The sequence below is a fragment of the Klebsiella sp. 10982 genome, from assembly GCF_048589245.1.
GTDB lineage: Bacteria > Pseudomonadota > Gammaproteobacteria > Enterobacterales > Enterobacteriaceae > Klebsiella > Klebsiella quasivariicola.
Map to the genome: position 1 here is coordinate 1 of NZ_JBMAXV010000029.1, position 12328 is coordinate 12328.

Here is a 12328-nt window from a genome sequence, read left to right on the forward strand (position 1 = left end):
CGGACGGGTCGTCTGTAGGCCCGCGCAAGCGCAGCGCCGCCGGGCGATTATCAGGCACTGAGCCGTTGCTCAGCTCTTTTCAGGTCAGGCTGTGCAGCCATTCGATAAAGGCGTCGATTTTCGGCCACTGACGGCCCGGCAAGGTCGTCACATAGTAGTGCTGGTGACACTTCAGCGTCATGTCGCCGAACGGCGCGATAAGCTCCCCGCTGTCTAACCGCTTCTGCACCAGCCGTTTGCGCCCCATCGCTACCCCCACATGATTCATTGCCGCAATCACCGCTAAATCAGAACGATCGAAGCCGATACCCGACGATTGCGGCAATTCAATCCCAAATTGCTGTGCCCAGCTGAACCATTCATCGGTGCCGGAATCGTTGCTCCATGCCTGGCGATCGTGAAGCAACGTACAGTGGCGCAGATTGCCTGGAGTGTGGTTTAAATGCTGCTGTTGCGCGTATTTTGGCGTACATACCGGCACGATCGCTTCATCCATCAGAAAATGGTGGCTCAGCTGCGACGACGGCGCATCATCGAAGTAGATTGCCAGATCGATACCTGTGCGCTGCAGGTTGACGTTATCGTTGCCGGTCAGCACGGTCAGCGAGATGGCCGGATAGCGGCGGCTAAAATCCCCCAGCGCGGGCACCAGCCAGCACTGGGCTATCGACGGGCGCGAATAAACCGTCAGGCTGCCGGAGAGTTCCTGGTTTTTGATGTCCAGAATCTCCTGATTGAGGCCATCCAGCGACGACTTCAGCGCCCAGTAAACGCGCTTCCCTTCACGCGTCAGCTCCACTTTGCGGTGCGAGCGGACAAAGAGCTGGATCCCCAGCTCTTCTTCCAGCTGATTAATCCGGTGACTGACGGCACTTGGGGTGAGCGCCAGCTCGTCTGCGGCCAGGGCGAACGACTCATGCCGCGCCGCCACTTCAAACGTCGACAGCCTGGAGAGCTGCCAGCCGTTGAGCAACCGGGTACCTAAGGTTTTTAGTGCATCCATAACGCGATCCTGGCGAGAAGAGGAGTCTGGATAATAAAAAAATAACGCCAGAACTTCCGCTAAAGGATGAATTAATTTGACTCACTGCAAGTTTAAAGGTCACTTTTAGAGCTAAATCACCTTCTTGATTCAATTTGGCTCATCTGAAAGGCCATTTATATCGTTTGTCAGCCCATGCCGGTTTTCTGTTCAATAACCACACGTTATTTACGGCGAGGTGGGGTATGGAATCGCAAATTTGGGTTGTGAGCACGCTGCTGATAAGCATCGTGTTAATCGTCTTAACGATCGTCAAACTGAAGTTTCATCCGTTTCTGGCGCTGCTGCTGGCGAGCTTTTTCGTCGGCGCGATGATGGGGATGGGCCCGCTGGAGATGGTCAACGCCATTGAGAGCGGCATCGGCGGCACGCTGGGCTTCCTCGCGGCGGTGATCGGTCTCGGCACCATTCTCGGTAAGATGATGGAGGTTTCCGGCGCGGCGGAGCGTATCGGCCTGACGCTGCAGCGCTGCCGCTGGCTGTCGGCGGACGTGATTATGGTGCTGGTCGGCCTGATCTGCGGCATTACGCTGTTTGTCGAAGTCGGCGTGGTGCTGCTGATCCCGCTGGCGTTCTCCATCGCTAAAAAAACCAATACCTCACTGCTGAAGCTGGCCATTCCGCTGTGTACGGCCCTGATGGCGGTGCATTGCGTGGTGCCGCCGCATCCGGCCGCGCTGTTCGTTGCCAACAAACTGGGCGCCGATATCGGGACGGTTATCGTCTATGGTCTGCTGGTCGGCCTGATCGCCTCGCTGGTCGGCGGCCCGCTGTTTCTCAGGCTGCTCGGCAACCGCCTGCCGTTTAAACCAGTGCCAGCGGAGTTTTCCAACCTCGAGGTTCGCGAAGAATCGACGCTGCCGTCGCTCGGCGCCACGCTGTTTACCGTGCTGTTACCGATTGGGCTGATGCTGGTGAAAACCGTCGCCGAACTGAATATGGCCAAAGGCGGCACGCTGTATACGGTGCTGGAATTTATCGGCAACCCGATCACCGCGATGTTTATTGCCGTTTTTGTCGCTTATTACATTCTCGGTATTCGTCGCCAGATGGGGATGGGCGTCCTGCTGACTCATACTGAAAACGGCTTCGGATCGATTGCTAATATTCTGCTGATTATTGGCGCGGGCGGCGCGTTCAACGCGATTTTGAAATCCAGCGGCCTGGCCGATAGCCTGGCGGTGATCCTCTCGAACCTTGATATGCACCCGATCCTGCTGGCCTGGCTGGTGGCGCTTATTCTGCATGCCGCCGTCGGCTCCGCTACCGTGGCGATGATGGGCGCCACCGCGATCGTTGCGCCGATGCTGCCGCTGTATCCTGGCGTAAGCCCGGAGATCATCGCCATTGCTATCGGTTCCGGCGCCATTGGCTGCACGATCGTCACCGATTCCCTGTTCTGGCTGGTGAAACAATACTGCGGCGCCAGCCTCAGCGAAACGTTCAAGTACTACACGACGGCGACATTTATCGCTTCACTACTTGCACTGGCCGCTACCTTCCTGCTTTCTTTCATTATCTGAGCGCAAAGAGACGTATGATGAAACACGCTGAATTGACCACCTTAACCGCGACCTTCCCGCTTGTGCAGGATCTGATCGCCCTGAAAGAAACCACCTGGTTTAACCCCGCCACCACCACCCTGGCGGAAGGGTTACCTTATGTCGGCCTGACCGCCGACGATGTGCAAGACGCCCATGCTCGCCTTCAGCGCTTTGCGCCTTATCTGGCGGAAGCCTTTCCGGAAACCGCCTCCACTGGCGGGATTATCGAATCGGACGTGGTTGCCATTCCGGCCATGAAGGCCTGCCTTGAGCAAAAATTCGGTCAGCCGATTAGCGGCGATTTGCTGCTGAAAAAAGACAGCCATCTGCCGATTTCGGGTTCCATTAAGGCGCGCGGCGGGATTTATGAAGTGCTGACCCATGCGGAAAAGCTGGCGCTGGAGGCCGGGCTGCTCACCACCGCGGATGATTATCGCAAATTGCTGACGCCGGAATTTAAACAGTTCTTCAGCCAGTACAGCATCGCCGTAGGCTCCACCGGCAACCTCGGGATGTCGATCGGCATCATGAGCGCGCGCATTGGTTTTAAGGTGACGGTGCATATGTCCGCCGATGCCAGGGCGTGGAAAAAAGCCAAACTGCGCAGCCACGGCGTAACGGTCGTTGAGTACGAAGAGGACTACGGCGTCGCCGTCGAACAGGGGCGTAAGGCGGCGGAGTCCGATCCAAACTGCTTTTTCATCGACGATGAAAACTCGCGCACGCTGTTCCTCGGCTATGCCGTGGCTGGCGAGCGCCTGAAGGCGCAGTTCGCGCAAGCCGGGCGCGTGGTCGATGCCGATCATCCGCTGTTCGTCTACCTGCCGTGCGGCGTGGGTGGCGGCCCCGGCGGGGTGGCATTTGGCCTGAAGCTGGCCTTCGGCGACCATGTTCACTGTCTGTTCGCCGAACCGACCCACTCGCCCTGCATGCTGCTCGGCGTCTATACCGGGCTCCACGACCAGATAGCGGTGCAGGATTTAGGCATTGATAACCTGACCGCCGCCGACGGCCTGGCGGTCGGCCGGGCGTCCGGGTTCGTTGGCCGGGCGATGGAGCGTCTGCTCGATGGCCTGTATACCCTTGATGATCAGACGATGTACGACATGCTGGGCTGGCTGGCGACAGCGGAAAACATTCGCCTTGAACCTTCCGCGCTGGCCGGAATGGCCGGGCCGCAGCGGGTATGCGCCAGCCAGGCGTATCATCAACGGCAGGGTCTGAATGAACAACAGCTGCAGCAGGCCACCCATCTGGTGTGGGCGACCGGCGGCGGCATGGTACCGGAAGAGGAGATGGCGCAGTATCTGGCGAAGGGGCGCTAACCTTCAGCGCAGCAGCGGCATCAGCGCCTCGGGCGGCCGCTGCTGTCGGCGTAAGTCCCGCATTACTCGCATATAAGGCCCGCTAAGATCGTAGAACTGCCGGTAACCCGCGCACAGCGGGTCTTCCTGTTCGCCGCAGCGGCACAGGCGCAGCCACGGGCAGCCGTAGCAGGTGCTGTTGGCCGCCGGCGCGCCCGGCGGCGCCATCTTCTCACCACACCAGGCGCTCAGCGTCTCGCTAAACAGCAAAATACTGATGCGTCCGATATCTTCCCGCACCCAGCGGTGAAAAACGGTGCAGAGAAACTCGCCCCAGAGCGCGGCATCGCCCGCCGTCAGCTGCGGAATAAAATGGATAGCCGTTAGCCCCTGTTGACGCAGTTGCTCGTAGAGCGCCTGCGGCTGGCGGCAATGAGCGGCCTCCACAACCACAGCCTGATAGGGAGTGTCATGTTGCTGGCCGGGGGCATGAGTGAGAGGCAAATTCGCCGGACATCCTGTCATGACATATCCCTGATGAAGAAAACGATCTGTTGAAGGTGGGTAACAGCAAACAGGAATGCCAGGGAAAGTACTGCGAGAGCGATCAAAAATTTGTCACGAACCGCCCGCGGCTGTAAAAAATCGCTGTCATCGACGTCCATCAAATGACGGCGGCGGGTATAGCGCCAGAGGATCACCGCCACCACGGCCAGCACGCCGACAGACAGCCAGAACGGCAGACCGGCGCGGTGCCAGCTGTGCTTAATCGCCAGCGCCATCAGCGCACCATAGCCCAGAAGGGTGCGAAACCAGGCCAGTGAGGTGCGCTCTGGCTGTAGTCCCGGGTCGCCTTTGCGCCGTGCCCGGCGTTTATCCGCCATACAGAACCAGCAGCATCACCGCCACCACCACCATCAGCAGCAGGATGCTAATCACCAGCAGCGTGCGGGTATAGGGAAGGTCCTGCTTGAGGCGCATCGCTTTCTCGTTGTTCAGCCAGCGCAAATAGCCATAGATAGCCATGCCGCCGGCAAAGAGACACAGCAGCAGGGCAAGCATTTCACGGATCAGCGGCGTGGCAAAGTCCGGCGCTAACTGGTCAAGGCCGACGCCGGCGGCCAGAAAGCCAAGCGCCGTGCGGATCCATGCCAGAAAGGTGCGTTCGTTAGCCAGCGAAAAGCGGTAGTCCGGCGCTTCGCCGAGGCGGGAAATTTTCATTACGGTTCCTTGTTCATCGCGCAGGCAGGCTTCAGCATAGCGTAAATCAGGAACCGGGGAGAAGCACCGGCACCCCACGGGGCGCCGGTTAACCGTGGGGATTAATGCAGCTCCGGCCAGTAATCTTTGTTGGCCGCTATCAGGTCGTCGAGAATAGCTTTCGCCACCGAAGCGCTCGGTACGGTTTTCGACAGGGTAATCGCCTGCCACAGTTTGTGGTAAGAGCGTTGTTCCCAGGCATCGACCACCAGTTTTTCCACTGCCACCTGCTGGCTCATCATCCCTTTCTGGAAGTGCGGGATGTCGCCGACCGTCAGCGGCTCCGGCCCGTTGTGGCCGACCAGGCACGGAATTTCCACCATCGCGTCGGCGTCAAAGTTATGGATCGCCCCATTGTTCGGCACAATCAGCAGCATCCTTTCCTGCGTGTTAAAGGCGATGGCCGTCGCCAGATCGACGATATACGACGCATGCTCGTCAATCTCCAGATCGCCGGCGGTAGATTTCCCGGCGGCAATAATTGCCCGGCAGGCGCTAAAGACGTTTTTCTCCCGATGATCCATCACCTCATTGGCGCGGGTGCGTTCCGGGTTGGAGTGGGCCACCACGTAGTCCGGGAACAGGTAATATTTCAGGTAAGTATTCGGCATGGTCTGCGGATCCAGCGCCTGCACATCTTTCGCTTTGGCGAAGGTATCGTTCCAGCTAGCTTCGGTGTGCGGATCGTTAGAGGGTGGCACATAGCCATATTTCGCCACATATTCGCGCAGTTTCGGCATCAAATCGTTGCCGTCGAGGTCCTCAATCGAGGTCCACCAGCCGAAGTGGTTAAGCCCGTAATAGCGCACGCGCATCTGTTTGCGATCTTTGAGGCCGACAATCTGCGCCATCCGCCCTTCAATGCCGATCGGCATATCGCAGATGTTGAGGATTTTGGCGTTCGGCCGCAGACGCCGGGTGGCTTCCGCCACAATCGCCGCCGGGTTGGAGTAGTTGAGCATCCAGGCGTTCGGCGAGTATTTTTCCATATAATCCACCAGCTCCAGCACGCCTCCGATAGAGCGCATACCGTAGGCGATCCCCCCCGGTCCACAGGTCTCCTGGCCCAGCACGCCGTGGCGCAGCGGGATTTTCTCATCCTGTTCACGCATCGGATATTTACCGACGCGGATATGCGCCATGACGAAATCAACATCGGTAAACGCCGCCTGCGGATCGGTGGTATAGCTGAATTGAATATCCGGCGCCTGCTCTTTGAGGATCACTTTGCACGCCTCGGCGATGGTCTCCTGCCGCGCGCCGTCGTTGTCGTAAAATTTCAGCGACCGCAGCGGAAAACGATCCTGGTTTGCCAGCAGCATCAGAACAATGCCCGGGGTGAAGGTGCTGCCGCCGCCTGCGATAACAACTGAGAATTTTTTCATGATACTGCCTCCGTCATGGTGGTATGTTCGGTCGAAAGAGAATCTTTCATCAGGTTTTCCAGCTGGTCGCGCACCTGGGGAACGTGCAGGCCGACGATGACCTGAATCCCGTTGCCGCGGCGTACTACCCCGTGGGCGCCCAGCGCTTTAAAGACGTCGTCACTTTGCGTTTTCGCCATATCGACCAGCGCGATGCGCAGTCGGGTGGCGCAGTTGTTAATGCTTTCAATGTTGTCGGCGCCGCCGAGGGCCTGCAGGAAGCCAGCGGCCTGACCCAGCCGGGTCTCTGGCGCGGCGGCGGCCGTGGTTTTACCTCGTGCCGCCTGGTAATCGGCCTTGCTGTAGAGCTTGATTTCGCTCTCTTCCCGACCAGGCGTCTTCAGGTTCAGACGCAGGATCAAGGTGCGGAAGACCACGAAGTACAGGGCGGTGAAACAGAGGCCGATGCCTATCTGAATGAACATCATCGAGGCGTGGTGATGGAACATCGGGATCCAGTTTTGCGGCAGGAACTGGTCGAGCAGACCGCCGCCGAAATTGCCTACCACCCCGCAGATGTACATCACCGTCGCCATGGTCGCCGCCAGCACCGCGTGAACGGCGAACAGCAGCGGCGAGATGAACAGGAAGGTGAACTCCAGCGGCTCGGTGATCCCGACCAGCATCGCGGTCAGCGTGGCGGGGATCAGCAGGCCGGCGACCTTGACGCGGTTTTCCGGCGCGGCAGTGAAGTAGAGCGCCAGCGCAATCCCCACCGAACCAAACACTTTCGAGTTACCGTGCAGGGCAAAGCCGCCCTCCGGGAACAACGTCTTCAGCGGTTCTGTACTCTGACTGAACGCCTGCAGATGCTCCGCCCAGTAGACCTGCAGACCGCCCTCCACCACCGCCGGGCCAAAGATGAACGGGCCATAGACAAAGTGGTGCAGGCCTGTGGGGATCAGGATGCGCTCAAGGAAGATGTAGACCCACACCCCAAGCGCCCCGGCTGAGCGCAGGAAGGCCTGCAGCGACTCAATCCCCAGCTGTACCTTCGGCCAGCCGAGCAGCGTCAGCCAGGCGCAGGGGATCATCGCGAGGAAGGCGACAATGACCACAAAGGATGAGCCCTGGAAGATGCCGAGGAATACCGGCAGGGGTTTATCGAAATAGCGATTGTGCAGAGCCGTCACCAGGCCGGAGATGACGATGGCCCCGATAATGCTGGTGTCGAGGGTTTTGATCCCGGCAATCATCGTCAGGCCGCTGCCGGCCGTGGGTTCAACGGAAAAGTCGACGCCAAAGAAGTGGCCCCAGGTCATCCCCATGGCATTGATAAAGTAGTTCCAGGTGAGGAAGCTCACCAGCACCGCCAGACAGGCCCGGCCCTGGGCCTGTTTCGCCAGGCCGATCGGCAGGCCGACGGCGAAAATCAGCGGCATATTACGAAAGACGGTCCAGCCGCCCTCTTCAATGATGTGAACGATCTGGGCAAACAGGCTGTCGGGTGCGGTCAGCGCTTCGCCGACGAACATCGGGTTGCGCAGCATGATGGCGATACCGACCACGATCCCGGCAAAAGGAAACAATAAAACCGGGGTAAACATGGCGCCGCCAAAGCGTTGTATTTGACTGAGCATTTGAAAATCCTCATGTAACAACTCGTAGGGTGAGTGGCCTTCTTTTTCTTGTTACCGGCCTCACTCGAGAATAGGAATTTGCCCGTCCGACAACATGCCGCGCCGTTGCGATTCGTGATCGCTTTCATGGTTTTAATTTGGTCAAAGTTGTCTACTTCTTTAATAAAAATTAGACATCGATAAGTCAGTCAGTGGAATTAACTAAATAAATGAGTACTAATCATTTGTAATAAAACTATTTTTTTAACAAATCATGAAGAAAACAGCGTTTCCCTTTCCTGCGTAAGAGGACTACTGGTGATCTACAAATCTATTGCTGACCGTCTGCGGCTGCGGCTGAATTCCGCCGACTTCGCCATCGGCAGCCCGCTGCCGGGAGAGAAAAAACTGGCCGAGGAATTCGGGGTGGCGCGCATGACCATCCGCAAAGCCATCAATCTGCTGGTGGACTGGGGACTGGTGGTTCGTCGCCACGGCGCCGGGACCTACGTGGCGCGCAAAGATGTCCACCACGAAACCAGTAATCTCACCGGCCTGGCGGAAGTGTTGCGCAAGCAGGGTAAAGAGGTGGTGAGTCAGGTGCTGGCCTTTGAGGTGATGCCCGCCCCGCCGGCCATCGCCAGCCTGCTGCGGATTAAAATTGATGAACGGATCTACTTCTCACGGCGGGTGCGCTACGTCGATGGCAAGCCGCTGATGCTGGAGGATAGCTATATGCCAGTGAAGCTGTTCCGCAACCTGTCGCTGAGCCATCTGGAGGGGTCGAAATTTGATTATATTGAGAAGGAGTGCGGGATCATCATCAGCGGGAACTATGAAACGCTGACGCCGGTACTGGCGGACAGGCAGCTGGCGCGCTCAATGAACGTCCCTGAACAGACGCCGCTGCTGCGTATTACCTCCCTTTCCTACAGCGACAGCGGCGAGTTTCTTAATTATTCCGTCATGTTCCGCAACGCCAGCGAGTATCAGGTGGATTACCACCTGCGCCGCGTCCAGGCGCAAAGCCCGCTAGCTCAGCCCCCAGAACAGCACGGCGAGTAGCTGCGGGGTGATAATCCGCAGGAACATCACCAGCGGATAGACGGTGGCGTAAGAGAGCGCCGCCGCGCCGCTGGTGGCGTGCAGATTGTTGGCGAAGGCCAGCGCCGGCGGGTCAGTCATGGAGCCGGCCAGCATGCCGCACAGCGTCAGATAGTTCATCTTCGCCAGCACGCGCGCGAGAATGCCTACCGTCAGCAGCGGGATGGCGGTGATAAAGATGCCGTAAGCAATCCAGCTCAGGCCGTCGCCTTCGGTCAGGGTGGCGACAAAGTCGCCCCCCGATTTTAGCCCGACCACCGCCAGAAACAGCACGATCCCCAGCTCGCGCAGCGCCAGGTTAGCGCTCGGCGGCATAAACCAGTACAGCTTGCCGATGCTGCCGATGCGCCCGAGGATCAGCGCCATAATCAGTGGCCCACCAGCCAGCCCCAGCTTCAACGCGGCGGGGAAGCCGGGAATAAATAACGGAATAGAGCCCAGCAGTACTCCGAGGCCGATGCCGATAAACACCGGCAGCATCTGGACCTGCTGCAGCTTCTGCTGGGCGTTACCCAGCTCGGCGGCCACAGCGTCAATCGCCTCCTGGCGGCCGACCAGGTTAAGGATGTCACCAAACTGCAGGCTGGCGCTGCTGCTGGCCACCAGCTCGACGCCAGCGCGATTAAGCCGGGAGATCACCACGTCATAGCGCTGTTTGACGTGCAGATCGCGTATTTTCTTCCCCAGCACTTTCTCGTTAGTCACCACCACCCGCTCGACTTTCAGATCGGTGCCGCGCGTCGACAGCGAGGTCGCCACCTCCTGGCCAATCACCAGCTGCGCATTGTGCAGATCCTCAGGTCGCCCCACCAGGTGCAGCAGGTCGCCAGCCTGGATAAGGGTGCCCGGCGCAGGCACCATCAACAGCTCACCGCGCTTCAGCCGCGAACAGACGATGTTGTCGCTGTTGAGCATCGGCACATCCTGAATCGCCATCTGATTGAGATTGGGGTTCTCCACCCGCACGTTGATGGTGTGCAAATGAGCGTGGCCGTTGCCGCTGCTCTCCTCAAACCGCTGGGCCTCTTTCTCCACATTGATGCGGAAGAACAGGCGCACCAGCCACATGGTCAGCAGAATGCCGCAGATGCCGAACGGATAGGCCATCGCGTAGCTCATCCCCATCTGATCGACCACATCGAAGGGCACCCCAAGATCGCGCAGAATTTGCTGCCCGGCCCCCAGCGCCGGCGTGTTGGTCACCGCGCCGGAAAAGATGCCGAGCACCACCGGGAGAGGAATATTGAACAGTTTATGTAGCACCGCGGTCACCAGACCGCCGAGGATAACGATAAGGATAGCGAACAGATTGAGCCGCAGGCCTGAGACCCGCAGCGAGGCGAAAAAGCCCGGTCCCACCTGGATACCGATGGTGTAGACAAACAGGATCAAACCGAATTCCTGAATAAAATGCAGCATCGGGCTGCTAAGGGCGACGCCCGCCTGATCGACAAAGTGGCCGACAATAATCCCGCCAAACAGGACACCGCCAATGCCAAAGCCGACGCCGCGGATTTTGACATTGCCGATCCACAGCCCAACCACCGCCACCAGCGCCAGCACGCTGACCGTCAATGCTATCTCACTCATGGTACCGTCCCTGTGAATAACATTATTAACTACAGGGATTATGACCACTGCCAGACGGGTTGTATGCCGCCTGGCGCACAATAATCATGGAGTAAGATACGCTACTCAGGCGCGTTCTTATTTTTCGCTGCGATAGTGAGTTGCTGAATACTTTTCTCCGGGGAAGGAAGCGCTTCAGGCATAGTGCCACCCAGATCTTTAATAGTCTGGCGTACTTTTTGCCCTACGTCATAATGCGTTTTGTTGGCGAGTTGCTTCGAATCAACCGCGTCCCGACGTAGTTTTTCTTCCGTTTGGGTAGCACGAAACAGGTTGGCCGCGAGCTCAGTCGATCCCATATAGTCGAGTATTTTTTGGCTTTTCTTTAGGCCCTTACGCTCATGGATTGCTTTTTGGTCAAGACCACCATAGAGATCTTTATAGCCATGGTTTTGAAAGACAGCAAAATCAAGAGTCGTCTCAACACCGGCACGTTGGGCCGTTTCAACCAGATGTTTATTATGCTCTTTGAGTTCATTGCGCAGGAACAGTCGCTTTTCATCCTCTTGTAGAGACTTAAATATTTGATCATCTTGCAATTCCTGGCGCCGGGTTTGCAAGGCAAAGTACGTTTGCCCCGCAGCAATCACCGGTTTCGACGGATCGCCATTTTGCACTACCAGATAGCAGGCGTAGCGTGAGAGGTGGAAATCTTCAAGATTCCTGCTGGCGCCAGAACCTAATTCGACCATTTTGTTGGTTTCAACAAAATGGTCTGCCGAGGGATGACCACTCGCCTCACATGAAATTATCGCTTTTGCAATGACCTTATAAAAATTCCGCCACTCTTTATAGTCAAGCAGGGGACCAAGGTTGCGGGCAGACCAATACTCCCGCCCCGCCTCATCGCTCTTTCTAATCGCTTCAAATGGCTGCTGTTCGTTCATAACGTATCCTTGTTTGAGTGAGTCCCAAAGTATGATTGTTTTTTAAACTGAAACACCCGTTGCAGCAAGTAAGTTTATTGCGCTCTCGCGCACAAAAAAGCCCCGAAAATCGGGGCCTTATAAGTTATTCGCTTAATTAACTATTTAACGCTGGTCGTTCGCTGATGGCGATACGCTGCGGGGCAATCTGCTCAGGCTCATTGCGGGTCAGATCGATATGCAGCAGGCCGTTGGTGAAGGTCGCGCCAGAGACCTCCATGTTGTCGGCAAGGGTAAAGCTCAGGCTGAAGGCCTGGCTCACCAGCCCCTGGTGCAGCCATGTGGTCTCTTTTTCCGGCTGCTGCGGCGTGCCTTTCACCACCAGGCGGGTACCTTCCAGCTGAATATCCAGATCTTCCTGACGGAAACCGGCCAGCGCAAGGGTAATGCGGTAGTGGTTATCGTCGCTTTTTTCGATGTTATAAGGCGGGAAGCTCTGGCTTTCACCGGCGGTTTGCAGGGCGCTGGCCAGTTTGTCAAAACCGATCCATTGACGCAGCAGGGGGGATAAATCGTAGTTACGCATAGTGTTTTCT

12 protein-coding genes and 1 pseudogene are annotated in these 12328 nt (G+C 57.6%); 3 read left to right on the top strand and 10 right to left on the bottom strand.

Annotated elements, in window-relative coordinates; genetic code table 11:
• Positions 1-79 precede the first annotated feature (79 nt).
• Positions 80-1003: a DNA-binding transcriptional regulator DsdC gene (dsdC, locus tag ACKLKD_RS19425; RefSeq protein ID WP_025711339.1), complete on the bottom strand. Its 924-nt coding sequence runs from the start codon at positions 1001-1003 to the stop codon at positions 80-82.
• Between the two features lie 16 nt (positions 1004-1019).
• Positions 1020-1136 (bottom strand): annotated as a pseudogene (locus tag ACKLKD_RS19430) (hypothetical protein); the annotation flags it as partial.
• A 91-nt stretch (positions 1137-1227) separates the two neighbouring features.
• Here ACKLKD_RS19430 and dsdX point away from each other — a divergent pair.
• Complete coding sequence (gene dsdX, locus ACKLKD_RS19435; protein WP_025711340.1) at positions 1228-2565, top strand: D-serine transporter DsdX; 1338 nt, start codon at positions 1228-1230, stop codon at positions 2563-2565.
• A 17-nt stretch (positions 2566-2582) separates the two neighbouring features.
• Entirely contained in the window at positions 2583-3911 is a 1329-nt protein-coding gene (gene dsdA / locus ACKLKD_RS19440; RefSeq protein WP_025711341.1) for a D-serine ammonia-lyase, read from the top strand.
• 3 nt (positions 3912-3914) lie between these two features.
• Here dsdA and ACKLKD_RS19445 read toward each other — a convergent pair whose 3' ends face one another.
• From ACKLKD_RS19445 to ACKLKD_RS19465, 5 genes are all read right to left on the bottom strand, one after another.
• Positions 3915-4337 carry a hypothetical protein gene (locus ACKLKD_RS19445; protein WP_042929089.1) on the bottom strand — a complete coding sequence of 141 codons (423 nt, stop codon included), beginning with the start codon at positions 4335-4337 and terminating at the stop codon, positions 3915-3917.
• Between the two features lie 74 nt (positions 4338-4411).
• Positions 4412-4774, bottom strand: a complete 363-nt coding sequence (locus ACKLKD_RS19450) for a DUF202 domain-containing protein (RefSeq protein WP_025711343.1) — start codon at positions 4772-4774, stop codon at positions 4412-4414.
• On the bottom strand, positions 4764-5111 hold the full coding sequence (locus ACKLKD_RS19455; protein ID WP_025711344.1) for a YidH family protein: 348 nt from the start codon (positions 5109-5111) through the stop codon (positions 4764-4766). The genes ACKLKD_RS19450 and ACKLKD_RS19455 overlap by 11 nt, the downstream gene beginning before the upstream one ends.
• Positions 5112-5212: 101 nt before the next feature.
• Entirely contained in the window at positions 5213-6535 is a 1323-nt protein-coding gene (locus ACKLKD_RS19460; protein ID WP_025711345.1) for a 6-phospho-alpha-glucosidase, read from the bottom strand.
• Complete coding sequence (locus ACKLKD_RS19465; protein ID WP_008806753.1) at positions 6532-8154, bottom strand: alpha-glucoside-specific PTS transporter subunit IIBC; 1623 nt, start codon at positions 8152-8154, stop codon at positions 6532-6534. Before ACKLKD_RS19465 ends, ACKLKD_RS19460 begins: the two co-directional genes overlap by 4 nt.
• Before the next feature lie 297 nt (positions 8155-8451).
• Here ACKLKD_RS19465 and ACKLKD_RS19470 point away from each other — a divergent pair, with 297 nt between their 5' ends.
• Positions 8452-9198 (top strand): GntR family transcriptional regulator, encoded by a 747-nt coding sequence (locus ACKLKD_RS19470; protein WP_025711346.1) that lies wholly within the window; start codon positions 8452-8454, stop codon positions 9196-9198.
• Here the strand turns inward: ACKLKD_RS19470 and ACKLKD_RS19475 are convergent.
• The 3 genes from ACKLKD_RS19475 to ibpB form a co-directional block, all read right to left on the bottom strand.
• Positions 9166-10827 (bottom strand): putative transporter, encoded by a 1662-nt coding sequence (locus ACKLKD_RS19475; RefSeq protein ID WP_025711347.1) that lies wholly within the window; start codon positions 10825-10827, stop codon positions 9166-9168. The two genes, ACKLKD_RS19470 and ACKLKD_RS19475, sit on opposite strands and share 33 nt — an antisense overlap.
• Positions 10828-10928: 101 nt before the next feature.
• A complete protein-coding gene (gene dinD / locus ACKLKD_RS19480; RefSeq protein WP_080897968.1) occupies positions 10929-11753 on the bottom strand; it encodes a DNA damage-inducible protein D in 825 nt (274 codons plus the stop codon).
• Between the two features lie 136 nt (positions 11754-11889).
• Positions 11890-12318: a small heat shock chaperone IbpB gene (ibpB, locus tag ACKLKD_RS19485; protein ID WP_004145074.1), complete on the bottom strand. Its 429-nt coding sequence runs from the start codon at positions 12316-12318 to the stop codon at positions 11890-11892.
• Between the last annotated feature and the right edge of the window lie 10 nt (positions 12319-12328).